The organism is Halomonas caseinilytica, assembly GCF_001662305.1.
GTDB lineage: Bacteria > Pseudomonadota > Gammaproteobacteria > Pseudomonadales > Halomonadaceae > Halomonas > Halomonas caseinilytica.
The window spans coordinates 169,862-192,601 of the sequence record NZ_BDEP01000004.1 but is presented as its reverse complement, the minus strand read 5'-3'; the positions used below and the strand labels follow the sequence as shown (position 1 = coordinate 192,601).

Sequence of the window (22,740 nt, the reverse complement as noted above, 5' to 3'; positions counted from 1 at the left end):
ACTATCTTGTTTGACGAGTGTGCATTATTTAAAACATCTCGCCAAGCCCCGCGTCGTCTTTCCCGAGGCGATCTTTCTGGCAGGGAAGTCGAGCATCGGCGCGACGCCCGGTTTCCGTTACACTGTGTCGCCGAATTCACAGGGGCGCGTCGTGCGTTCCCCGAACCTGACGTATGGCGAGGTGTGCCTTGGTCGATCCCTTGAATGCCTGGTGGGCCCAGCAACTGGTGTTGTGCGGTTGGGCCTTCGCGCCTGATCCTCTTGCGCTCGAGCCGGAAGTGGCGCGCTCTCGCCTGGCGAGCCTCGAGGTCGTCGACCGGGGGGAGCTTGGTTGGCGCCTGCTGGAGGCGCTGGACAGCGCTCATCCCGATCCGGCCCGGCTGCTGGCTGGTCTGGAAGTGGCGGCCTTGGCTGGGGCGGCTGGGTGGTTGAGCGAGTCTCGGGCCCGGCAGTGGGGCCAACGCCTGGCCGAGGAAGTGCATGCCCACCATGTCAGCCTGGAGGATTGGCTGGCAGCGTTGCGTCGTGCGCGGAACGATGAAGGCTGGGTACACGGTGACGACGGTTTCGCCGACGCCTGCGAGGCCTTGGCCACTCTGGAGAGGGATGGCGACGGCGTGACCTGGGAAATGCTGCGTGACTGGCTGCTTGCCAATCGACAGGCATTGGCATTGTGGCCGGACGAGCCCGAAGCGCGGGTGTGGCGGCTGCGGGCCGCCTTCAGCCCGATCCTGGAAGCCTCGGCGAGCACGCTGGACTGGCAGGGTCTCGAGGCCTGGCTGGCCGAGGCCTGGCAGGTGACGGGGCGTGATGAGCTGATACGGGTGCTCTTGTGGCTGGGTGCCCAGGGCGATCGGCAGGCCTGGGATCTGGATGCCAACCGGCTGCGCGAGGCCGATGCGGAGGCGCGTCGGCGCTGGCACGCCGGTCTGGCGCCGCGCGATCGTGAGGCCGGTCGTGTCCTGCTGGAATTCGTGGAAAGGGGCGAGCTACTGGAATGGGCCGCCTGGGACTGGTTGCGGCTGATCGACCTGGCCTGGGCCGGGGCCTGCCTCGGCTGGCTGGCCGACGACGAAGCCCGGGACATCGCCTTGCACGGCGCGGATCTCATCCTGTGCCGCTACAGCGATTGGCTGGCGCTTGCCCGGGCCTATCAGCGGGGGCGGAGCCTGTTCGAGGGACGGGATCTCCTGGGCGACTTCGAGGCCGATTGGCGACTGCTCCTGCATGCCCCGGCGAGTCCCTGGAAGCCGGTCCTGCAGGAACTGATCGATGCCGACTTGCTGGACGCCGCGCGAGCGCGCATACGCGACTGGCGTCGCGACCCGCGCCATTGGATCCTGGCGCTGGCAGCGGTGCGGGAACCCGAGCTGGCGATGCGCCAGGGGGTGGCGCCGAGCCTGTCGCCGGCGCGGCGCGAAGACGCGCGAGGCTACCTGGCTGAAACCCTTGACCTGCATGCCGATGAAGGCGTGGAGGCGCTGGCCCGTTACTGGTTGCCGGCCCAGGCCCATCACCTCAATCAACTCGCGGCGGATGCAGCCCACGGCGCATTGCCGTCATCGAGAACGCCCTTCGGTCAGGTCGCGGGTGACGACCTGGCCGGGCGCGATGCCCTGGGGCGTGCCAGCCGTCATGCCGCGACCATCCACATGGCGGAGAAATTTGCGTTCCATCTGCAGATGGCCATGGACAGCGAGTGGTTCGAGCGCTCCGACCTGGCGGAACTGGCGGCGGCGCTGCAGGGCTCCTTGTGCCGCTTCTATCCCGATGCCCGCCGCTTGTTGTCGGCCTGGGCGCAGTGGGAGGCCTTGTTGCCCGAGCCCGAGCAGCCGTCCCTGACGGCGGAGATCCTCTGGCATCGTGACGATCCGGGTAGTCTTTTTCACTGGCTCGACTGGCGGGGTGGCGCGTGGCGTGAACCGGGGCCGCGCCCGGGACTCAGCCAATTCACTGCCATGGCCCTGGTCGGTCCGCTCAACAGTGCCATCTGGAGCCTGCCGCAGCCGGAGAGCGAACGCGAATGTGCTTCGATACGGGAGTGGGTGGACGGCCACTACGCCGTGAATGGTCCCGAAGGTCTGGCGGAATTCATCGATTACCTGCTGGAGGTCGGGGATCGTCAGGAGTACCAGATCAACTATGCGCCTTATACCCTCAATCCGGCGCGCCTTGCCTCGGAGATCGCGACCCTGGAAAGCGATGAATGCGGAGAGGAGGAGCGTAATCACCTGTTGCGCCTGAAGCGCGTGCGGGACAACGAGGATGGCTGCAACGATCTGGACCTGACGGCCTGGGATCTGGCCCAGGCAGTGGATCTTGCCATTGCCGGTCGGCAGCTGGACTGGCTGGGCGAGGCAGACTTCCTGTCCCGGCTGCGACGCGCCCATGCCCTGGCGGCCAGTCATTACGGGGGCTGGGAGGAGTACGCGCGAGGCCTCTATGCCGGTTTTTCCTTCTTCATGGGGGAGACCCCCGAGCGCGAGGCCTTTCTGGGCGGCTTTCGCCAGGCCCTGGCGAGCTGGCTCGCCGCCGCGCCGCCGCTGGCGGGGCCTTGGGCGAGTCTGGATTTTCCCGGTGCGCGTCCGCGCCATTGGGCGCCGATGCATGTGGATACCCTGCCGGGAGACGAGCGATTGCTGCATTGATCGTCCGTCGGCGAAAAATTGTTAAATACTGGCATGTATAAGTCGTTGTTCTTGGCTATTATGCAAAAAATGTCTATTCTGAGACGCTATAAGTCCATCCGCGCATGATCGAATCCGATCGGGCATCGGCGGTACCGAGAAAGTTGGCAATACCACAACGATGGCTTCCCGGGCGGTGAACCCGGGCCATGGGCCGATGTGCAATGCCGGATGGCCGGTTCCGGGCCGGGTCGCACGAGACTCGGCAAGCCAAGCGCACCATCAAGGGAGTCTGACAGGGTGAGGGAACAGGGATGATCAACCCGACGTCGCGTCGCCTCGTTTCCGTAGCGTTGTCGTGTGTCATGCTGGCGGGCTGTGCCGCCTCGGGAGGTTCCTCGTCGCCGGACGAGCCGGTGGACAACTACTTCGCTCGCGATCTGCCGGGGTTGCCCGAGGGGTATGGCCCGATGATGTCGCCGGCGGACAATCCCATCCGGCAGGCACGACAACTGGGCAATCCGCCTCCCACCCTGATCCGCCAGGCTCTGCTGGCCCAGCACGAGCGCTGGCTGGGCACGCCCTATCGATTGGGCGGCACCTCGCGTCGTGGCGTCGACTGTTCGGCGCTGGTGCAGAATATCTTTGCCGATACCTTTCGCCTCGAGATACCACGCACCACGGCTCGCCAGATCCATGAGGGGCGTCGCGTGTCGCGTGACGAGCTGCGCCCCGGCGACCTGGTGTTCTTCCGTCCTCCCGGGGCCTATCGTCATGTGGGCATCTATGTTGGCGACGGTCGCTTCCTGCATGCCTCGACATCTCGGGGTGTCAAACTCTCCTCCCTGGATAACCCGTACTGGCAGCGCTATTACTGGCAGAGTCGGCGAGCCCTGGATACCCAGCATCTGGCGCAGCGTCTCGACAGCAGCGTGATCGCCTCCAGCGAAGGGTGAAGGCTGCCTAGCGGTTGGCGACCACGAAGTCGACGAAGGCCTGTTCCGCCCGGGACAGGTAGGCGCCTTCGGCCCAGGCCAGCGACAGATCCATCCAGCTCGGTGGGTCGAAGGAGACAGCCACCAGTTCGGGTTCCTCCACGACGCGCCGCAGGAAGGTGGTGATGCCGAAGCCGCGGCGTACGATCGCCTTGGTCAATGGAATCAGGTTCGATTCGAAGGCGATGTTCGCTTCGGTGGCGCAACGCGCCGACAAGGCATCGATGAATTCGCGATGGAAGTAGCCGTCCTGGAACAGCACCAGCGGCTCGGCGAAGAACGCTTCGGGCGTCACGGCGTCGTGTTCGGCGAAGGGGTGTTCCCGAGGCACGCAGACGACCATTTCCTCTCGTGTCAGGTGGCGCCTGGCCAGGTGCCGGCTGGCACCGTCATCGATGACCACGCCCAGGTCCAGCTCGCCACTGGCGATCATGTGCTGCAAGCGTCGCGCGCCGGCTTCCACCACGGTTAGCCGGATGCCGGGATGCCGTGCCTTGAAGCCCATCAGCAAGGGCGGGAAATAATAGGATCCGAGCATCGAGGGAATGCCGATGCGGACCTCGCCCTTTACCAGGTCGTGCAGCTCGCGCATGGCAAGGTGGGTGGTTTCGGCGCGCTCTAGCAACTGGCGGGCATGGTCGACCAGTGCTTCGCCCTCTGGCGTGAGGGTAATGCGGCGCTCGTGGCGATGGAACAGGGTCAGCTCGAGACGACGCTCCAGGTTGGCAATGGATTGACTCACCGCCGACTGGGCAATGTGCAGTTCACGGGCGGCGGCCCCGAAACCGCTTTGGTCGACGACGGTCAGGAAAATCCGCAGGGCGCGAAGGTCGAAGGGCAGGTTCATAAGTCTTGGTGATGGATGCCATCAGAATATTCTGTTTGGCTTATCATGGTAACCGGATGATCATGGCCACCCAAGCCGGAGGTAGTCATGATCGTCGTTCGTAGCCGTGCCTGGTGGCGCGCGACCCTGGCCTTGTGCCTGGGATCCTTGCTGGTGTTTCTCAATCTCTATGTCCCGCAGCCGTTGCTGCCGTTGATGCGTGAGGCATATGGCATCTCGACGCTCGTTGCCAGCCTGGCGATGTCCGTCTCGACGCTGTCCCTGGCCGCGGCGCTGCTGGTCTTCGGCCCCTTGTCGGATGCCATCGGGCGTGCGGGCATCATGCGTCTGACGTTGCTGCTGGCTGGATTGCTGTCGGTGGTGCTGGCCTGCGTAGCGGCGCTTGCGCCGAACTTCGAGCTCTTGCTGGTCCTGCGTGCCGTGCAGGGGTTCGTGCTCGGTGGGCTGCCGGCGGTGGCCATCGCCTGGATGGGAGATGAGTTCGAAAAGCCTGCCCTGTTGTCGGCCGTTGGGCTGTATATCGGTGCCAATACCCTGGGAGGTATCGGCGGGCGCATGATCGGCGGCACGGTGGCCGAGGTGGGCGGCATCTCGGCCAGTTTCCTCACGGTAGGGTGCCTGACGCTGGTCGGGGTCGTCGTGTTCTGGCGCCTGCTGCCGCCGGCACGATGCTTCCAGGCGCGCCGTTTTCGCTTGCGCGAGGCACGGGCCGGGTTGGCAGCCCATCTGCGCAATCCCATGCTGGTGGGCGCCTATCTACTGGGTGGGCTGAATTTCCTGATCTTCATCAATCAATACAGCTACATCACCTTCCGGTTGGCACAGCCTCCCTTCGAGCTGGGGGAAAAATGGCTTGGCCTGCTGTTCCTGACGTATCTCAGCGGAACCTTTGGCTCGGCCCTTTCCGGTCGTCTTTCGCGTTCGCTTTCCCAGCCTGCCTGCATGGCCTTCGGCATCCTGTTGCTGATGCTGGGCACGGCCGTGACGCTGGCCGATCGGCTGCCCTTGATCCTGGCGGGCCTGACTGTCAATGCCTTCGGTTTCTTCCTGGCCCATTCGATGGCATCGAGCTGGGTGGGGCGTCACGCAGAGCAGGACCGGGGCAGTGCCTCGGCCTTGTATCTGGTGTTCTATTACACTGGGGCGAGCCTGGGAGGCTTCTGGCTGGAGCCTTTCTGGTGGCTGGGGGAGTGGATGGGCGTGGTGCTGGGGTCTTGGCTGGTGCTGGCCGGCACTTTCGCGATCGCCTGTTGGCTGCGCCGCGGTGAACGCCGTCGGGCGGCCGTGAACGAGCCGGCCCGGGCCGGAGGCACGGTTCAGGGAGGTGTGCTGGCTTCAGCCTCGTCGCCCCAGATTTCCTCGAGGCGCTCCGAGCGTCCGCAGGCTGACTTGTAGAACTGGTAGCGCAGGGGGTTCTTGTCGTAGAAATTCTGATGGTAGGTCTCGGCCGGGTAGAAGGCTTCGAAGTCGCTGATCTCGGTGGCGACCTCACGATCGAAGCGTTCGGCCACTGCCTGTCGACTGGCCTCGGCCAGTTGCCGTTGTTCGGCATCCATCGGGAAAAGAGCGCTGCGATAGGAAGGCCCCTCGTCGCAGAATTGCCGGTCTTCGGCGAATGGATCGACATTGCGCCAGAAGACGTGCAGCAGGGTGGCATAATCCACTCGCTCGGGGTCGTATTCGACCTTGACCGCCTCGGCGTGGCCGGTGCCGCCGGCGACCACCTGGTCATAGCTGGGATTGGCCACCTCGCCGCCGCTGAAGCCCGAAGTGGTGGACACCACGCCTTCGACCTTGTCGTAGGCTTCCTCGACGCACCAGAAGCAGCCAGCCGCAAAGACGGCGTTGGCCGTATCGGTGTCGTCGGCCACGACGGGTGAGGCGAAGCCGGCGATCAGCAGCAGCGACGAGAGTCGCGACGGGATTGGCATGATGAGGTTCCTCGGGCGGGGGCATGGCAGAAAAGTCGGGTGTCTTGTGGATTCGATGCCCATATGATGTCAGGGTTCCGTATACCCCCTGTCCAGGGGGAGCCATCGTTATGTCTATCGTCCAGGGTGTCATCGGCGTGAATCCGGGCGTTCGGAGGCTATCTTGACCAACAAGCGTCGCCTGTTGCTGCTGGCGGTGATCGTCGTGGCCATCGTGGCCTTTTTCGTGAGCGGTGCCGATCAGTACCTGAGCCTGGACGTGATCAAGTCCCAGCAGGCGCGTTTTCATGCCTGGTTCGAGGCCAGGCCCGTCACCGCGGTGGGGGCTTTCTTCGCCCTCTATGTGGTCATGGCCGCACTCTCGTTGCCGGGCGCTGCGTTGCTGACGTTGCTGGGCGGTGCGCTGTTCGGCCTGGGCTGGGGACTGGTGATCATTTCCTTTGCCAGCAGCCTGGGGGCGACCCTGGCGGCATTGATCGCGCGAACCTTGGCCCGGGAGCCGCTGGAACGACGCTTTGCCCGGCAACTGGAGCGCATCAATGCCGGTATCCAGCGGGAGGGCGCCTTTTATCTCTTCACGCTGCGGCTGATTCCGTTGTTCCCGTTTTTCGTCATCAACCTGGTGATGGGGCTGACGCGCATGCGTCTGGTCACCTTCTACTGGGTCAGCCAGCTCGGCATGCTGCCCGGCACGGCGGTCTACGTGAATGCGGGCCGTGAACTCGGGGAACTGACGTCCTTGTCGGGCATCCTCTCGCCGACCTTGATCGGGGCTTTCGTGCTGATCGGTATATTCCCTTGGCTCGCCAGGATGCTGGTGTCATGCGTCGAGCGTCGCCGGCTGAATCGGCGCTTCGCTCGGCCGTCCGCTTTCGAGCAGGATATCGTGGTGATCGGCGGTGGTTCGGCGGGCCTGGTGGCGAGCTACATCGCCTCGGCTGTCGGGGCGCGGGTTGCCCTGGTCGAACGCGAGCGCATGGGTGGCGATTGCCTGCATACCGGGTGCGTGCCGTCCAAGGCCTTGATCCGGGCTGCCCGGGTGGTCGCGGAGGCGCGGGATGCGTCGCGCTATGGGGTGCGAGTCGGTGAGCCGGAAGTGGACTTCGCCGAGGTAATGGCCCATGTGCACCGGGCCGTCGAGACGGTGGCGCCGCATGACAGCCGCGAGCGCTATGAAGGCCTTGGGGTCGAGGTGGTCGAGGGCGAGGCCCGCCTCGAGGATCCCTGGCGGGTTCGGGTGGGCGAGCGGCTGATCACCACACGGCATGTCATCATCGCCACTGGTGCACGGCCTCGCATACCATCGCTGCCGGGCATCGAGCGTCTCGATGTGCTGACATCGGACAATCTCTGGTCGCTCGAGTCGCTGCCGGCTCGTCTGGTGATTCTCGGTGGCGGCCCCATCGGTTGCGAGTTTGGTCAGAGTTTCGCGCGGCTGGGCAGCCGGGTCATCCTGATCGAGAGCGGCGAGCGGCTGCTGCCGAAGGAAGACGACGAAGTGTCAGATGCGCTGGTGGCTCGATTGGTCGAGGAGGGCGTCGAGGTTCGGCTCGGAACGCTGGCGCGGCAAGTGGTGGAGCAGGGGGGCGGCCATGCCCTGGAGGTTGAGAGTGGAGGGCGCGTCGAGACGTTGACATTCGATCGACTGCTGGTGGCAGTGGGGCGACGCGCCGAGGTTTCCGGCCTGGGATTGGAGGCGCTGGGCGTCGAGTTGCGAGAGGATGGCACCTTGTCGGTGGACGAGACATTGCGCTCGGTCTTGCCCAATGTCTGGGCCTGCGGTGACGTGGCCGGCCCCTATCAACTGACGCATGCCAGTGCCCATCAAGCCTGGCATGCTGCGGTCAATGCCCTGTTCGGTGAGTTCCGGCGTTTTCGGGTCAGTTATCGGGCATTGCCGGCGGTGACCTTCACCGACCCTGAGGTGGCACGGGTGGGGCTCAACGAGCGCGAGGCGCAGGCACGCGGCCTGGCGCATGAGGTGACGCGCTATGGATTGGACGAACTGGATCGTGCCATCGCCGATGGACGCCGCGAAGGCTTCGTCAAGGTGCTCACGACGCCGGGCAAGGACCGCATCCTGGGCGTGACCATCGTCGGGCATGGGGCCGGCGAAATGCTGGCCGAATTCACCCTGGCGATGACGCACGGTATTGGCCTCGACAAGCTGCTCGGCACCGTGCATCCCTATCCGACCCGCTCCGAGGCAGTGAAAGCCACGGCCGGGGCCTGGAAGAACGCCCACAAGCCGGAGCGGGTGATTGCCTGGCTCGGCCGCTATTTCGCCTGGCGACGTCGCTGAGATATCCATTGCAGCAAGGAGGAAGCATGCTCGATCGCTGGACCATGCCGTTGACCCAGACCCCCTTGCGCTGGATGGCGGAGCGCTTGGCACGTTCCAGCGTGCAGCCTGATCAGGTGACGCTGGCAGCCTTCGTGATCGGCATGCTGGCGTTGCCGCTGCTGGCGTGGGAGGCCTATCCGGCGGCCTTGGCGATGATTCTGCTCAACCGACTGGGGGATGGCCTGGATGGCGCGCTGGCGCGGCTGACCGGCAGTGCCAGCGATGCCGGCGGCTTTCTCGACATCGGTCTCGATTTCGTTTTCTATGCGGCGGTAGTGCTGGGCTTCGTGCTGGCCGATCCCGCAGTCAATGCGCTGCCTGGCGCTTTCCTGTTGTTCTCGTTCATCGGGACCGGGACGTCCTTTCTGGCCTTCGCGATCATGGCTGCTCGCCATGAACTGGAGAGACCCCGCTTCCAGCGCAAGGCTTTCTATTATCTGCATGGCTTGACCGAGGGCACCGAGACGGTGCTGGCGCTGGTGGCCTTCTGCCTGTGGCCCGGGCAATTTCCGGTGCTGGCGACCCTGTTTGCCGTGGCTTGTCTCGTCACGACCGCGACGCGACTGTGGGGCGGGTATCGGACCCTGGCGGTGTTGTCCGGGAAAGGAAGCTGATGCCGTCAGCGGGCCGGCGCCGGGAGGTCAGCAAAGGGGCACGACACGAGGATGCCAAGCAGGGAATAGAGGGAAAGGCGGAAGGGGATACAAAAAGGGAGCGACCCGTCGGTCGCTCCCGATATCGAACCATCGGCCCGGCGGGGCAAGCACTCAGTGCTCCTGGTCGCCCTCGCCATGCACATGGCCATGTTCGATTTCTTCCTGAGTGGCCTCGCGGACCTCGGCGATCTCGACGTCGAAGTTCAGCTGCTGGCCGGCCAGCGGATGGTTACCATCGACGGTGACAGTGTCGCCTTCGACCTTGGTCACGGTGACCATCAGCGGTCCACCCTGGGTCTGGGCCTGGAACTGCATGCCGGGTTCCACGTTCTCGACGCCCTGGAATGCATCCCTCGGGACTTCCTGCACCAGCTGCGGCTGCACTTCGCCGTAGCCTTCCTCCGGCTTGACCTGGGCCTGGAGCTTGTCGCCAGCGGCACGACCTTCCATTTCCTTCTCGAGGCCCGGAATGATGTTGCCGGCGCCATGGAGATAGGTCAGCGGCTCACGACCCTCTGAGCTGTCCAGCACTTCACCTGCATCGTTGGTCAGGGTGTAGTGAAACGCGACAACCGAATTTTGCGCAATCTGCATTGATGAACCTTTGGTGAGTGCATGTAAGATAGCATGGTAACGTGGGATCTCAGGTTCTGTCAGTGGCACTGGCGATTTTTCAGGTTATCGTGCGTGCGCCTGAGTCGTATTCACGTCGTGGGCCGCCGGTTGCGTGGCGTGGCGGGCGGGGATACCCTTTGGACACAGAATTTTCCCGCTCTTCCCGACCTGTTGTGGAGAACGTCATGCTCGTGACCTTGATCTGGGTGATCGCCTTCGCCGTGATCCTCATGCTGTGCCTGAAACGCTGGGAGGCTTCCGTCAGTGGCGTTCTGGACAAGCTGCTGCCCGATATCCTGCGCAGCGAGGACGATCGCTGGGTCTGGTGCCCCGCCATTGCGGTGCTGGGTGCGACCGCGATCGTAAGCCCCGTGGACATGCTGCTGACGCTGTTGATCATTGCCCTGCTGGCCCTGGTCGGTGGCAAGCTGGTCTGCTGGGCAATGAAAAAGGTCGATTTTCACTGACGCCGCGTGATGGTTGACGAAAAAGGGCCCGCCATTGTGGCGGGCCCTTTTTCGTATGCCGCGAGGTTGGTTCAGTAGGGCGCCACGCTGACGTTGCGGCCAGTGCCGATCAGGCGTACTTGTTGACCGACCTGGAAGTTCTGATCCGCTTTCTGCACGACGACGACCTGCTCGCCGTTGTTCTTGCGAATCTCGAGCTCCATTGCATTGATCCGGTTGGAAGACTCCTCGATCTTGGTGCCGGCCACGGCACCGCCGATGGCGCCGGCTGCCGTGGCGAGCTGGCGTCCGGAACCGCCGCCGATCTGGTTGCCGAGCAGGCCGCCGATGATGGCGCCACCACCACTGCCGAGCAGGCCGCCGGCGCGGCTGTCGGCCTGGATCTGCACTGGGCGGATGGCCGTGATGGTACCCAGGGTAACCTCCTGGGCGGATTTCGCCTGGTTGCCGGAGTAGACATTGCCCGAGTAGGGCGATGTGTTGGCGCAACCGGCGAGCGTGAGGGTGCTCAGGACAAGTACGGGAAGAAGACGCTTCATGTGTGACCTCCTTGCCAAATGGCGTGCGTGACGGCGGCGTTGGCCGATAACCTGCTGTCGGGAAACGGCAAACGATGAATGGATTCGTCTCCGAGTCTATCTCGGAGGTATGAATTTGACCAGCGGCCGGCGAAGTCGTGCGTTTCGGTGGTCGGCATCTTCGTCAAGACGCCCACCCCGCCGTCGGGCCGGGATGGGCGTCTTGACGTCTTGCGATGAATGGGAAGGCGCCTTCACTCTTCCTCGTGCAGCGGTTGGGCATCGCCGGAGAGGACCTCATCCCAGGCATCGTCGAGCGAGTAGCCCACTCGATTGTCGATGGTATCGATGACCTTGACGGCGTGTTGCAGAGACTCTCGATTCCCCTTCAGGGCCAGCACCAGTTTGGCGAGGTCCTGCTTGCTGAACGTGCTGGCCATGAGGTCGGCTTGTTGGCTCAGTTCGATGCAGTTCATGTGTAACACCTCTTGATAGGGTCATCCACTGACTGGGTGGCGTCTCGAGCGAGTTCGCCATCCGTGATGACATGGTCGTGTCTTGCTACTCATGTCGGGCCGGGTAAGCGCCCGATGCTGCAGTTGCGAAATGGTCACAAGCGTGGAAGACCATCGCCTCTGGCGCCTGGATCATCAATGAAAGCGCCGTGGTTCGTAGCTCAGGGCAGAGTCGCGGATCGGGGTAACGAAACGCTGGCCTGCACTGTGCCTTGACTATGGTGCAGGACAGCAAAACCGACAATGCCTCCTTGGGGGCACTCCCGGTTGTAACTCGACTACATGGGGCCCCAAAGCCGAGCGTCGCTGTTGGTGAGTTTCACGGAGTCGCGTGAGCCGACACGAAAAAGGGGAGGCGAAAGCCTCCCCGAAGGTGTTGTCGATGGGGGGTCAGCCGAACTGGTTCATGGTGTTGGCCTTGCCGCCGGCCTTGAGTGCGGCTTCGCCGTGGAAGAACTCCTTGTGGTCGTCGCCGATGTTGGAACCGGCCATGTCCTGGTGCTTGACGGTGGCGATGCCCTCGCGGATCTCACGACGCTGCACGCCTGACACATAGGCCAGCATGCCTTCTTCGCCGAAGTAGCCGCGCGCCAGGTTATCGGTGGACAGGGCGGCGGTGTGATAGGTCGGCAGGGTGATGAGGTGGTGGAAGATACCCGCCTCGCGGGCAGCGTCGCGCTGGAAGTTCTGCGTCCATTCGTCGGCGAGCTGAGCCAGTGGCGTGGCATCGTACTTCTCGTTCATCAGGTCGGCGCGATCGTAGTCGCTGACGTCCTTGCCTTCGGCCTCCCAGGCGTCGAACACCTGCTGGCGGAAGTTCAGGGTCCAGTTGAAGGAGGGCGAGTTGTTGTAGACCAGCTTGGCATCCGGGCAGACCTCGCGGATGCGGTCCACCATGCCCTTGATCTGGCCGACATGGGGTTTTTCGGTCTCGATCCACAGCAGGTCGGCGCCGTTCTGCAGGCTGGTGATGCAGTCCAGCACCACGCGATCCTCGCCGGTGCCCGGCTTGAACTGATAGAGACCGGAAGCCAGGCGCTTGACCTTGACCAGCTTGCCGTCCTGCTTGATCACCACATCGCCGTTGGCGATATCGTCCGCGGAGGTGATCTCGTCACCATCGAGGTAACGGTTGTACTGATCGCCGAGGTCACCGGGTTCGCGGCTGACGGCGATCTTCTGGGTCAGTCCGGCACCCAGGGAATCGGTGCGGGCGACGATCACGCCATCTTCCACACCGAGTTCCAGGAAGGCGTAGCGCACGGCGTTGAGCTTGGCGATGAAGTCTTCGTGCGGCACGGTGACCTTGCCGTCCTGGTGGCCGCATTGCTTCTCGTCGGAGACCTGGTTCTCGATCTGCAGGCAGCAGGCACCGGCCTCGATCATCTTCTTGGCCAGCAGGTAGGTGGCCTCGGCGTTGCCGAAGCCAGCATCGATATCGGCAATGATCGGCACCACGTGGGTCTGGAAGTTGTCGATCCTGTCGAGCAGCTCCTTGCTTTTCAGTTCGTCGCCGGCCTGCCGTGCGTTATCCAGTTCCCGGAAGAGATGATTGAGTTCACGGCTATCGGCCTGGCGCAGGAAGGTGTAGAGCTCCTCGATCAATGCCGGCACGCTGGTCTTTTCGTGCATCGACTGGTCGGGAAGCGGTCCGAACTCGGAGCGCATGGCGGCGACCATCCAGCCGGAAAGGTAGAGGTAGCGCCCCTTGGTTTCACCGAAGTGCTTCTTGATGGAGATCAGCTTCTGCTGGCCGATGAAACCATGCCAGCAGCCCAGCGACTGGGTGTACTTCGAGGTGTCGGCGTCGTAGGCGGCCATGTCCTCGCGCATGATGGCGGCGGTGTAGCGTGCAATGTCCAGACCGGTCCGGAAGCGGTTCTGCAGCCGGAGACGCGCGGCGTGATCCGGGTTGATATTGTCCCACTTGCCGCACTGGGCTTCACGCTGTTGGGCCAGTGCCTGACGCTCGTCGTTGAAAGCTGCCATGAGTGATCCTCTGGTTTCGAGTTCAAGGAACTGCTGCTGAGTCACGCTTGTGCTGCAACTGCGAAATTCTGTCGCCTTTCGTGGTGATTGACGGGTGGATTTCCACGTCCAGGTCGACATATGACAAGTGATCTTGCTATGCCTCCTGACGACAAGAAGGATCGCTACGGAGGTGTTGGGTCACTTGCCTTGAGGGTCACTATGGTCCCGTATAGCGGGCTTTCACCATTGGTATTTGGGGGGAGAGAGCGTTGTAGCTCGACTACAGAACCCCTTTGAGAGGCCGGGATTCTGTAGTCATCTTTCCGCGAAGGAGGTAGAGAAGGGGAATCAGTCGTCGAGGAAAAGCGTCATGTTGCGATGCGGAATTCCGGCGTCCAGAAAGGTGTCACCATGGGCCTGGAAACCGAGTCGTTCGTAGAAGGGCAGTGCCTGAATCTGAGCGGCCAGGGCCACGCTGGTATCGCCGCGACGTTGTGCCGAGGCGATGGCGGCTTTCATCAGGGCAAGGCCGACGCCGAGCCCTCTGGCGTCCTGCAGTACGGCTACCCGGCCGATGTGTCCGTCGGGCAGCAGTCGCGCAGTGCCCAATGCCTTGCCGGTATCGTCGAGCGCCAGGAAATGCCGGCACTCAGCATCGCGGCCGTCCCATTCCTCCTCCGGTGGCACGGCCTGTTCGTCGATGAAGACACGACGCCTGATGTCACCGGCGGCCTCGCCGAATTCTTCCCAGTCACCCTCGCGAATTTGCACTGCCTGTGTCATGGCATTCATTCCTCATCGGGTTGCGCCCAGTCGAGGCTGCCGGCATCGAGCAGATGCGTCAGGACGCGCGGCGCCTCGGGGTAGTCCAGTAGACGGGCATCGAGCATCGCGGTGCCGGCCAGTTCACGGGCCAGGGCCGCGGGGCAGTCGATGCCATCGCCATCGACGAACAGAGTGGCACGCTCGTCGTCCAGGGCACGCCAGGCGAAGCGCGAACCGAGGCTGCGTTCCAGGCACTCGCCGGCTTGTAGCGCGGCGACAAGCTCGTCTTCCTCGGTGGGCGTCTCGTTGGGCACCAGCTGATCGACATACTTGGGCTGGGTCATGACACGACCGAACCATTGTGCCATCTGGTCGGGGTCGTCCAGCGTCTCGAGAATCAGGGCACGCATGCGGGCCAGCGAGGCATCGTCGAGTTGGGCGGGATCCTCGGGGGGCTCCATGCCGGCATCGGCGTAGCGATGCGAGGCGGGGAGCTGTTCGCCGAGATAGTCGGCGAAGGACGTGATCGCTTCGTCCGCCGACGGCGCACGGAAGCCGACCGAGAACGTCAGGCAGTCATCGGATTGGCTGACACCGTGATGTGCCCAGCCCGGCGGGAGGTAGAGCATGTCGCCGGGCTCCAGCACCCAGTCCTGGCCGGGTTGAACCTCAAAACGTTCGAGGATGCGCAGGTCGATGCCGGCGATGATCGGGGCATCTTCCGGCACGCGGCCGCCGAGCTGCCAGTGGCGTTGACCACTGGCCTGCAGCAGGAAGACATCGTACTGATCCACATGGGGGCCGACGCTGCCGCCCGGTGGGGCATAGCTGATCATGATGTCATCGAGCCGCCAGCGGGGCAGGAAGTCGAAGCACTCGAGCAGTTCGGCCACCTCGGGGACGTAGTGATCCACCGCCTGGACCAGCAGTGTCCAGTCCCGTTCGGGAAGCCGGGCGAAGGTGGCCTCGTCGAAGGGGCCGTGGCTGACTTGCCAGGGACCTTCGGGCCCATGTTCCTCGACCAGGCGCGCCTCGACGTTGTCCTCGCAGGCCAGCCCTGCCAGTTCGTCGGGCGAGAGTGGGCTTTCGATATCGGGAAAGGCGCCACGGATCAACAGTGGTTGCTGTTGCCAGTAGTCGCGTAGAAAGTCGGTGGCGGACAGGCCGCCCAGCATCGTGAGGGGCGTATCGGTTGACATAAGGATCCTGGGGCTCGTTTGGGGTGGGTAAGCAACCGGGCCATCGCGTGGAGCTGGAAGAGCGCCCGCCTTGCGGGTTTGGGCTTGAAGCTCGAAGCGCCGGGCTCCACCCGGAGCTTGAAGTCATAAGCTTGAAGCTGGAAGCAAAACCTTGACCCAATGATGGAGGGGATCACGCTGTTTTCCAGCTTCCAGCTTCCAGCTTCCAGCTTAAAGCTTGCGCGCCTGCTCGCTGGCGTTGCCGATGTAGGTTGCCGGCGTCAAGGCCTTGAGATCTTCCTTCACCGCGGCGGGGAGTTCCAGCGTGTCGATGAAGGCGGCAAAGCCGGCCTGGTCGATGCGCTTGCCGCGGGTCAGTTCCTTGAGTTTTTCGTAAGGCTTTTCGATGCCGTAGCGGCGCATCACCGTCTGGATCGGCTCGGCCAGGACTTCCCAGCTGGCGTCGAGGTCTTCGGCCAGGCGTGCGGCATTGGCCTCCAGCTTGCCGATACCCTTGAGCGAGGCCTGGTAGGCGATCAATCCATAGGCCAGCCCGATGCCCAGATTGCGCAGCACGGTGGAGTCGGTCAGGTCGCGCTGCCAGCGGGAGATCGGCAGCTTCTCTGCCAGGTGGCCGAGAATGGCGTTGGCGAGCCCCAGGTTGCCTTCGGAGTTCTCGAAGTCGATGGGGTTGACCTTGTGCGGCATGGTCGAGGAGCCGATCTCGCCGGCCACGGTGCTCTGCTTGAAGTAGCCCAGCGAGATGTAACCCCAGACATCTCGGTCGAAGTCGATCAGCACGGTGTTGAAGCGACACACCGCGTCGAACAGCTCGGCGATGTAATCGTGGGGCTCGATCTGGGTGGTGTAGGGATTGAAGGTCAGGCCGAGTGCCTCGACGAAGGTACGGGCGTTGGCTTCCCAGTCGATTTCCGGGTAGGTGGTCAGGTGGGCGTTGTAGTTGCCCACCGCGCCATTGATCTTGCCGAGGATGTCCACCGACTCGATCTGCTTGAGCTGACGACGCAGGCGATAGGCGACATTGGCCATTTCCTTGCCCAGGGTCGTGGGACTGGCCGTCTGCCCGTGGGTGCGCGAGAGCATCGGCTGTTCGGCGTGCTCGTCGGCCAGGCGGGCGATCTCGTCGGCGACTCGGTGCATCACCGGCAGCAGGGTGGCCAGGCCATCGGTCAGCATCACGCCGTAGGAGAGGTTGTTGATGTCCTCGCTGGTGCAGGCGAAGTGCACGAACTCGGTGATGGCATGCAGCTCGGGCGTGTCGGCGATGCGTTCCTTGATGAAGTATTCGACGGCCTTGACGTCGTGGTTGGTGGTGCGCTCGATCTCCTTGATGCGTTCGGCATCGGCCACCGAGAAGTCGCGTACCAGGGCATCCAGTACCGCGCTGGCTTCGCTTGAGAGGGCCGGCACCTCGGTGATGTCGGGATGGGCAGCGAGGCGCTGCAGCCAGCGGACTTCGACGGTGACACGGGCGCGGATCAGGCCGAACTCGCTGAAATGCTCGCGCAGGATGTCGGCCTTGCTGCCGTAACGGCCATCGACGGGAGACAGGGCGGTGAGGGCGGACAAGGGAAGAGACGTAGGCTGCATGATTCGTGTTCCGAGTGGACGTGGTCGGTTACAGGGTGTCGAGAGCTTTCTTCAGGGCGCTGCGCTGGAAGATCAGCTTCCAGCGACGTCCGCCTTGCTGGTGCCAGAGCAGGGCAAAGCGAACGCCCGCCAGCAGGCAGGCCCGCACGCGTTCCGGCATCATGCGGCTCTGCAGCAGGGAAGGATCGCCCTGGACGACGATGCGCGTCTTGAGGGTGGAGAGGGTTTGCTGGTAGGCCTCGCCGAGGCTGGCGATGATATTCTCGTGGGTTTCGCCGAAATGCTCGGCCTGGGCCTGGGCGCGCGTCAAGCGCTGCCCGAGATCATCCATCATGGCGTTGTTGCCGCGCAGCTTGCTCATCAACATCAGCAGCGAGAAACCGTAGCGCATCACCACCGGATTGGCCTGGCGGCGTCCGAGTACGCCTTCGAGCGTGTCGAGCCCCTGGCGAAGGTTGTTGGGGTGGCCGCCGTAGATGGACTCGAAATCCTTGGGATTGGTGTCCAGGGTGGCGTGGATCAGGGTGTCCCAGGCGCGCTGGTCGACTTGCCCGGTGCGGGCCAGCTCGTCGACCAGGCTGGCGGCCTGGAAGACGCCGGCCAGTGCCAGTGCCTGGCGGCCCGCTGAGGTTTCAGGGGCCGGGTGGATCGGCGTGGATGCGGTCATGCGGCAGCCTCGGTGGCATTCCAGATGGCACGGATCACACCGCCGCCGAGGCAGGTGTCACCGTCATAGAGCACGAGCGATTGCCCCGGGGTCACGGCTCGCTGGGACTCATCGAAATGCACCTCGACCCCGCCGTCTTCGGTGACCCGCATGGTGCAGGGCACGTCGGCCTGGCGATAACGGGTCTTGGCGCGATAGCGGCCTTCTCGCGCCGGAGGCGCGCCGGCCACCCAGTCCATGGCCTCGGTGGCCAGGCTGTCGGTGTAGAGCAGGGGATGATGCTTGCCCTGCACCACGGTGAGCACGTTGCGCTCCAGATCCTTGCCGGCCACGTACCAGGGCGCATCGGGGTAGTTGGCGAGGCCGCCGATGCCCAGGCCCTGGCGTTGGCCCAGGGTATAGTACATCAGGCCCATGTGCTCGCCGATGACGTCTCCCTCCGGGGTCTCGATGGTGCCCGGCTGGGCGGGGAGATACTGGCTGAGGAAGTCGCGGAAGCGTCGCTCGCCGATGAAGCAGATGCCGGTGGAGTCCTTCTTGCGCGCCGTTGCCAGGCCATGGCGCTCGGCGATGTCACGGACTTCGCTCTTCTCCAGCTCACCTACCGGGAAGAGGCTGCGGGCGATGGCCGATTCGGGCACGGCGTGCAGGAAGTAGCTCTGGTCCTTGTTGGCATCTAGCCCCTTGAGCAGCCGCGCTCGGCCGTTGTGCTCGGCACGGCGCACGTAGTGGCCGGTGGCGATCCAGTCGGCGCCGAGCAGTTCGGCGTACTCGAGGAATACCTTGAACTTGATCTCGCGGTTGCAAAGGATGTCCGGATTCGGCGTACGTCCGGCCTTGTACTCGGCGAGGAAGTGCTCGAAGACGTTGTCCCAGTACTCGGCGGCGAAGTTGGCGGTGTGCAGGTGGATGCCGAGTTTGGCGCACACGGCCTCGGCATCCGCCAGGTCTTCCTTGGCGGTGCAGTATTCGGTGCCGTCGTCCTCGTCCCAGTTCTTCATGAACAGGCCCTCGACATCAAAGCCCTGCTCGAGCAGTAGCTGGGCGGAAACGGAGGAATCGACGCCGCCGGACATGCCGACGATGACCTTGCCCTTGGTGGCTGTCATGGTGCTCTCGGATTGAGTGGGTCGCAAATGGGGAAAGATTATACCTGACAAGAGAGGGAAGCTCGAAGAGCTGGGCTCCGCTCGGAGCTTGAGGTCATAAGCTTGAAGCTGGAAGAAAGACCTTGACCCGATGATGGTGGGGCTCATGCTGTCCTTCCAGCTTCCAGCTTCCAGCTCCGCGCGAAGCGCGGCTAGCGCTCGTGAATCGTGTCCATGGGGTAGAAGCGTTCGGCGATGGCGTCGCGGATGCGCCTCATGACCAAGGGGCTTCGCATGCGCCCTTCGCGCTCCAGGGTTTCGAGTTCCTCCAGCGAGAGCCAGTGTACCGCCCGGATGGCCGGGTCGAGCTCGTTGCCGAGGTGGGCAAGCGCCATGCCATGGAAAGCGTGGCTGTGGAAGGTCTTGCCATCGGGCGCCTGATAGACGTACAGCCCCAGGTAGTCGGTGATGCCCACCTGCCAGGCGGTTTCCTCGCGCAACTCGCGCAGGGCGGCGTCACGGATGCGTTCGCCGGGTTCAAGATGCCCGGCGGGCTGGTTGAAAAGGGGATGCGGGCCGCCCCGATCCTCTTCGACCATCAGATAGCAGCCGGCGCGTTCCACCACGGTGGCCACGCTGACGAAGGGTTGCCAGCGGTTCATTTTTGCCTCCTCGTGGATGTGCGGCGCCGTGGGGCGCGACGTGGTGCATTGAGCGTCTCGCAGCGCCATTGTCCCGGCGCCAGGTCGTCGAGAGACCAGGGACCGATGGCGGTCCGCACCAGCCGTAGTGTGGGGTGGCCGACATGGGCCGTCATGCGGCGGACCTGACGATTGCGTCCTTCGGTGATGATGAGCTCCAGCCATTGGGTGACGGGGTGGCGACGCGGGTCCACCGGCGGTTGACGTGCGGGCAGGGCGACATGGTCCAGTCGGCGCACCCGGGCGGGTCGGGTCGGGCCGTCCTTGAGCTCGATACCCCCGTGCAGCGCCGCAAGGGCGGCGTCATCCGGCTGGCCTTCGACCTGGACCCAGTAGGTCTTGGGCTGCTTGTGTTTCGGGTGACTGATGCGGTGGATCAGGTCGCCGTCGTCGGATAACAGTAGCAGGCCTTCGGAGTCGTGATCGAGCCGGCCGGCCGGATAGATGCCCGGCACGTCGAGATAGTCGGCCAGGGTGGCGCGACGCCGGCCCGCGGCATCTCCGCGGTCGGTGAACTGCGAGAGGACGTGGTAGGGCTTGTGGAAGAGATATAGGCGGCTCATGAGGGTATCTTACCGGTCGCAACGTCGGGATGGCAGGGATCGTCTCCGATCGGGTTCATGCGTTGGCGACGGCGGGCTGATATACTGCGCCTCGCTCGCCGGAGCGCCCTCGTCGCTTTTCTGGATCTGGCGTGACCAGCCCCGAGGGATGGCCGATGCCGCGTCGTGACTGTTGTGCCGGGCTGTTCTCACCGTGGTCCCTCTGTCTTCCAGACATCGTGAGCGAGCGCTACCGATCCCGTTTCATGCACCGCAGTGATCAGAGAGATCTACGCCAACATGTCAAAAACGCCGAAGATTATCTATACGCTCACCGACGAAGCGCCGGCCCTGGCGACTCATTCCCTGCTGCCGATCATCGACGCTTACACCGATTCGGCCGGCATCACCGTCGAGACCCGCGATATCTCCCTGGCCGGGCGTATCATCTCGCAGTTTCCCGACCGCCTCTCCGAATCGCAAAAACTGAGCGATCATCTGGCCGAACTGGGCGAGCTGGCCAAGACGCCGGAAGCCAACATCATCAAGCTGCCCAATATCAGCGCTTCCGTGCCGCAGCTCAAGGCGGCCATCAAGGAGCTGCAGGGCCAGGGGTATCCGCTGCCCGACTACCCTGACGAGCCGAGCAACGACGACGAGCGCGACGTCAAGGCGCGCTACGATCGCGTCAAGGGCAGTGCGGTCAACCCGGTGCTGCGCGAGGGCAACAGCGACCGTCGCGCGCCGCGTTCGGTCAAGAACTATGCCCGCAAGTATCCGCACCGCATGGGCGAGTGGCAGGCCGACTCGCGCTCTCACGTCGCCCACATGAGCGAGGGCGACTTCTACGGCAGCGAGAAGTCTGCCTGCATTGCCGCCGAGGGCGCGGTCAAGATCGAGTTGATCGGTCAGGACGGCAGCACCACCGTGCTCAAGGAGAAGACCCCCGTGCTGGCCGGTGAGGTCATCGACGGTGCGGTCATGAGCCGCAAGGCGTTGAGCGCCTTCGTCGCCGAGCAGATTGCCGATGCCCGGGAACAGGATGTGCTGTTTTCCCTGCATCTCAAGGCGACCATGATGAAGGTCTCCGACCCGATCATGTTCGGCATGGTGGTCAGCGAGTTCTACCGCGACGTGCTGGAGAAGCACGCCGAGGCGCTGGATGAGGTCGGCTTCGATCCCAACAACGGCATCGGCGATCTCTATGCCACCATCGCCAAGCTGCCGGCCAACAAGCAGGCCGAGATCGAGGCCGATATCGAGGCGCTCTACGCCGAGCGGCCGCGTCTGGCCATGGTCGATTCCTACAAGGGCATCACCAACCTGCATGTGCCGAGCGACGTGATCATCGATGCCTCCATGCCGGCGATGATCCGGGATTCCGGCAAGATGTGGGGTGCCGACGATGCCCTGCATGATGCCAAGGCGGTGATCCCCGACCGTAGCTATGCGGGCATCTACCAGGCCGTCATCGATGACTGCAAGCAGCATGGCGCCTTCGATCCGACCACCATGGGCAGCGTATCCAATGTCGGTCTGATGGCCCAGAAGGCCGAAGAGTACGGCTCCCACGACAAGACTTTCCAGATTCCTGCCGACGGCACCGTGCGCGTCACCGATGCGGCCGGTGAGGTGCTGTTCGAGCACCAGGTCGAGCAGGACGATATCTGGCGCATGTGCCAGACCAAGGACGCGCCGATCAGGGACTGGGTCAAGCTGGCCGTGACGCGCGCCCGCGAGAGCGGCACGCCGGCGGTGTTCTGGCTGGATGCCCAGCGCGCCCACGACGCCCAGTTGATCGAGAAGGTCGAGACCTATCTCCAGGATCACGACACCAGTGGTCTGGATATTCGCATCATGGCGCCGATGGAGGCGATGCAGTTCTCGCTCGAGCGCATTCGCAAGGGCGAGGACACCATCTCGGTGACCGGCAACGTGCTGCGGGACTACCTGACCGACCTGTTCCCGATCATGGAACTGGGCACCAGCGCCAAGATGCTCTCCATCGTGCCGCTGATGAACGGCGGCGGCCTGTTCGAGACAGGGGCTGGCGGCAGCGCGCCCAAGCATGTCCAGCAGCTCCTCGAGGAGAACCACCTGCGTTGGGATTCCCTGGGCGAGTTCCTGGCGCTGGCGGCCTCCCTGGAGCACCTGGGCAAGACCTTCGACAATGCCCGTGCCAGGGTGATGGCCAAGGCACTGGACGAGGCCAACGGCAAGTTCCTCGACAGCAACAAGTCGCCGTCGCGCAAGGTCGGCGAGCTGGATAACCGTGGTAGTCACTTCTACCTGGCCATGTACTGGGCCGAAGCGCTTGCCGCCCAGGACGAGGACGCCGAGCTCAAGGCACTGTTCGGCAAGCTCGCCGGGGAACTGAGCGCCAAGGAAGCGGTCATCGTCGAAGAGCTCAACGGTGTGCAGGGGCAGCCGGTGGATATCGGCGGCTACTATCATGCCGACAGCGAGCTGGCGGATGCCGTCATGCGTCCCAGCCAGACCCTCAATGCCGCTCTGGAGCTGGTGGCCAAGCGCTGAGTGCTTCCCCGGTTCCATGGCGCCGAGGCGTCCCGGCCCCGTCTGGTTCAAGGGCGGGGCCGTTGCGTTGAGGGACGCTTGGCGCGATAGCAGACAACGATGATGAACCCGCGTGCGCCGACGACGTCCAATACTCGTCGAAGGGCGTCAATGACGGCTTGTCGAGA

Annotated in this window: 20 protein-coding genes; 7 read left to right on the top strand and 13 right to left on the bottom strand. The window is 63.9% G+C overall.

Annotated features, from left to right (window positions below; genetic code table 11):
- Nucleotides 1-188 precede the first annotated feature (188 nt).
- Nucleotides 189-2,648: a DUF1266 domain-containing protein gene (locus tag A9O65_RS02735; protein ID WP_064701340.1), complete on the top strand. Its 2,460-nt coding sequence runs from the start codon at nt 189-191 to the stop codon at nt 2,646-2,648.
- Between the two features lie 293 nt (nt 2,649-2,941).
- On the top strand, nt 2,942-3,583 hold the full coding sequence (locus tag A9O65_RS02730; protein ID WP_249260640.1) for a C40 family peptidase: 642 nt from the start codon (nt 2,942-2,944) through the stop codon (nt 3,581-3,583).
- A 7-nt stretch (nt 3,584-3,590) separates the two neighbouring features.
- Here A9O65_RS02730 and A9O65_RS02725 read toward each other — a convergent pair whose 3' ends face one another.
- A complete protein-coding gene (locus tag A9O65_RS02725; protein ID WP_064698128.1) occupies nt 3,591-4,469 on the bottom strand; it encodes a LysR family transcriptional regulator in 879 nt (292 codons plus the stop codon).
- Between the two features lie 87 nt (nt 4,470-4,556).
- Here A9O65_RS02725 and A9O65_RS02720 point away from each other — a divergent pair, with 87 nt between their 5' ends.
- Nucleotides 4,557-5,864, top strand: a complete 1,308-nt coding sequence (locus A9O65_RS02720; RefSeq protein ID WP_064701288.1) for an MFS transporter — start codon at nt 4,557-4,559, stop codon at nt 5,862-5,864.
- Here A9O65_RS02720 and msrA read toward each other — a convergent pair.
- Entirely contained in the window at nt 5,786-6,400 is a 615-nt protein-coding gene (msrA, locus tag A9O65_RS02715) for a peptide-methionine (S)-S-oxide reductase MsrA (protein ID WP_064701287.1), read from the bottom strand. The two genes, A9O65_RS02720 and msrA, sit on opposite strands and share 79 nt — an antisense overlap.
- Before the next feature lie 163 nt (nt 6,401-6,563).
- Between msrA and A9O65_RS02710 the strand changes: the two genes are divergently transcribed.
- Both A9O65_RS02710 and A9O65_RS02705 read left to right on the top strand, forming a co-directional pair.
- Nucleotides 6,564-8,702 (top strand): dihydrolipoyl dehydrogenase family protein, encoded by a 2,139-nt coding sequence (locus A9O65_RS02710; protein WP_064701286.1) that lies wholly within the window; start codon nt 6,564-6,566, stop codon nt 8,700-8,702.
- A gap of 26 nt (nt 8,703-8,728) precedes the next feature.
- Nucleotides 8,729-9,358, top strand: coding sequence for a CDP-alcohol phosphatidyltransferase family protein (locus A9O65_RS02705; protein ID WP_064701285.1), 630 nt, complete (start codon nt 8,729-8,731; stop codon nt 9,356-9,358).
- A gap of 153 nt (nt 9,359-9,511) precedes the next feature.
- Here A9O65_RS02705 and A9O65_RS02700 read toward each other — a convergent pair whose 3' ends face one another.
- Nucleotides 9,512-9,994 carry an FKBP-type peptidyl-prolyl cis-trans isomerase gene (locus A9O65_RS02700; protein WP_064698133.1) on the bottom strand — a complete coding sequence of 161 codons (483 nt, stop codon included), beginning with the start codon at nt 9,992-9,994 and terminating at the stop codon, nt 9,512-9,514.
- A gap of 206 nt (nt 9,995-10,200) precedes the next feature.
- On the opposite strand from A9O65_RS02700, the gene A9O65_RS02695 reads away from it, so the two are divergent.
- Nucleotides 10,201-10,482 (top strand): hypothetical protein, encoded by a 282-nt coding sequence (locus tag A9O65_RS02695; RefSeq protein ID WP_064701284.1) that lies wholly within the window; start codon nt 10,201-10,203, stop codon nt 10,480-10,482.
- A gap of 71 nt (nt 10,483-10,553) precedes the next feature.
- On the opposite strand, the gene A9O65_RS02690 is transcribed toward A9O65_RS02695, so the two are convergent.
- From A9O65_RS02690 to A9O65_RS02645, 10 genes are all read right to left on the bottom strand, one after another.
- Complete coding sequence (locus tag A9O65_RS02690) at nt 10,554-11,021, bottom strand: outer membrane lipoprotein (RefSeq protein ID WP_064698135.1); 468 nt, start codon at nt 11,019-11,021, stop codon at nt 10,554-10,556.
- 233 nt (nt 11,022-11,254) lie between these two features.
- Entirely contained in the window at nt 11,255-11,476 is a 222-nt protein-coding gene (locus A9O65_RS02685) for a hypothetical protein (RefSeq protein WP_064698136.1), read from the bottom strand.
- A 429-nt stretch (nt 11,477-11,905) separates the two neighbouring features.
- Nucleotides 11,906-13,504, bottom strand: coding sequence for an isocitrate lyase (locus tag A9O65_RS02680; RefSeq protein ID WP_064701283.1), 1,599 nt, complete (start codon nt 13,502-13,504; stop codon nt 11,906-11,908).
- A gap of 330 nt (nt 13,505-13,834) precedes the next feature.
- Complete coding sequence (locus A9O65_RS02675; RefSeq protein WP_064698138.1) at nt 13,835-14,269, bottom strand: GNAT family N-acetyltransferase; 435 nt, start codon at nt 14,267-14,269, stop codon at nt 13,835-13,837.
- Between the two features lie 5 nt (nt 14,270-14,274).
- Nucleotides 14,275-15,450, bottom strand: a complete 1,176-nt coding sequence (locus A9O65_RS02670; protein ID WP_064701282.1) for a cupin domain-containing protein — start codon at nt 15,448-15,450, stop codon at nt 14,275-14,277.
- A 210-nt stretch (nt 15,451-15,660) separates the two neighbouring features.
- Nucleotides 15,661-17,040, bottom strand: coding sequence for an adenylosuccinate lyase (gene purB, locus A9O65_RS02665; protein ID WP_064701281.1), 1,380 nt, complete (start codon nt 17,038-17,040; stop codon nt 15,661-15,663).
- A gap of 28 nt (nt 17,041-17,068) precedes the next feature.
- Nucleotides 17,069-17,707 (bottom strand): high frequency lysogenization protein HflD, encoded by a 639-nt coding sequence (gene hflD / locus A9O65_RS02660; RefSeq protein WP_064698141.1) that lies wholly within the window; start codon nt 17,705-17,707, stop codon nt 17,069-17,071.
- Entirely contained in the window at nt 17,704-18,816 is a 1,113-nt protein-coding gene (gene mnmA / locus A9O65_RS02655; protein ID WP_064701280.1) for a tRNA 2-thiouridine(34) synthase MnmA, read from the bottom strand. Before mnmA ends, hflD begins: the two co-directional genes overlap by 4 nt.
- Before the next feature lie 191 nt (nt 18,817-19,007).
- The gene (locus A9O65_RS02650; RefSeq protein ID WP_064698143.1) at nt 19,008-19,457 is read right to left on the bottom strand and encodes an NUDIX domain-containing protein; all 450 of its coding nucleotides are present in this window, start codon (nt 19,455-19,457) and stop codon (nt 19,008-19,010) included.
- Nucleotides 19,454-20,059, bottom strand: coding sequence for a pseudouridine synthase (locus A9O65_RS02645; protein WP_064701279.1), 606 nt, complete (start codon nt 20,057-20,059; stop codon nt 19,454-19,456). Before A9O65_RS02645 ends, A9O65_RS02650 begins: the two co-directional genes overlap by 4 nt.
- A gap of 279 nt (nt 20,060-20,338) precedes the next feature.
- Here A9O65_RS02645 and A9O65_RS02640 point away from each other — a divergent pair, with 279 nt between their 5' ends.
- Nucleotides 20,339-22,573, top strand: coding sequence for an NADP-dependent isocitrate dehydrogenase (locus A9O65_RS02640; RefSeq protein WP_064701338.1), 2,235 nt, complete (start codon nt 20,339-20,341; stop codon nt 22,571-22,573).
- Nucleotides 22,574-22,740 lie beyond the last annotated feature (167 nt).

Excerpts from the sequence above, each read along its gene's own strand:
- A9O65_RS02730 (WP_249260640.1), top strand. The coding sequence starts at position 2,942 with ATGATCAACCCGACGTCGCGTCGCCTCGTTTCCGTAGCGTTGTCGTGT.
- A9O65_RS02725 (WP_064698128.1), bottom strand. The coding sequence starts at position 4,469 with ATGAACCTGCCCTTCGACCTTCGCGCCCTGCGGATTTTCCTGACCGTC.
- A9O65_RS02720 (WP_064701288.1), top strand. The coding sequence starts at position 4,557 with ATGATCGTCGTTCGTAGCCGTGCCTGGTGGCGCGCGACCCTGGCCTTG.
- msrA (WP_064701287.1), bottom strand. The coding sequence starts at position 6,400 with ATGCCAATCCCGTCGCGACTCTCGTCGCTGCTGCTGATCGCCGGCTTC.
- A9O65_RS02705 (WP_064701285.1), top strand. The coding sequence starts at position 8,729 with ATGCTCGATCGCTGGACCATGCCGTTGACCCAGACCCCCTTGCGCTGG.
- A9O65_RS02700 (WP_064698133.1), bottom strand. The coding sequence starts at position 9,994 with ATGCAGATTGCGCAAAATTCGGTTGTCGCGTTTCACTACACCCTGACC.
- A9O65_RS02695 (WP_064701284.1), top strand. The coding sequence starts at position 10,201 with ATGCTCGTGACCTTGATCTGGGTGATCGCCTTCGCCGTGATCCTCATG.
- A9O65_RS02690 (WP_064698135.1), bottom strand. The coding sequence starts at position 11,021 with ATGAAGCGTCTTCTTCCCGTACTTGTCCTGAGCACCCTCACGCTCGCC.
- A9O65_RS02685 (WP_064698136.1), bottom strand. The coding sequence starts at position 11,476 with ATGAACTGCATCGAACTGAGCCAACAAGCCGACCTCATGGCCAGCACG.
- A9O65_RS02680 (WP_064701283.1), bottom strand. The coding sequence starts at position 13,504 with ATGGCAGCTTTCAACGACGAGCGTCAGGCACTGGCCCAACAGCGTGAA.
- A9O65_RS02675 (WP_064698138.1), bottom strand. The coding sequence starts at position 14,269 with ATGACACAGGCAGTGCAAATTCGCGAGGGTGACTGGGAAGAATTCGGC.
- A9O65_RS02670 (WP_064701282.1), bottom strand. The coding sequence starts at position 15,450 with ATGTCAACCGATACGCCCCTCACGATGCTGGGCGGCCTGTCCGCCACC.
- purB (WP_064701281.1), bottom strand. The coding sequence starts at position 17,040 with ATGCAGCCTACGTCTCTTCCCTTGTCCGCCCTCACCGCCCTGTCTCCC.
- hflD (WP_064698141.1), bottom strand. The coding sequence starts at position 17,707 with ATGACCGCATCCACGCCGATCCACCCGGCCCCTGAAACCTCAGCGGGC.
- mnmA (WP_064701280.1), bottom strand. The coding sequence starts at position 18,816 with ATGACAGCCACCAAGGGCAAGGTCATCGTCGGCATGTCCGGCGGCGTC.
- A9O65_RS02650 (WP_064698143.1), bottom strand. The coding sequence starts at position 19,457 with ATGAACCGCTGGCAACCCTTCGTCAGCGTGGCCACCGTGGTGGAACGC.
- A9O65_RS02645 (WP_064701279.1), bottom strand. The coding sequence starts at position 20,059 with ATGAGCCGCCTATATCTCTTCCACAAGCCCTACCACGTCCTCTCGCAG.
- A9O65_RS02640 (WP_064701338.1), top strand. The coding sequence starts at position 20,339 with ATGTCAAAAACGCCGAAGATTATCTATACGCTCACCGACGAAGCGCCG.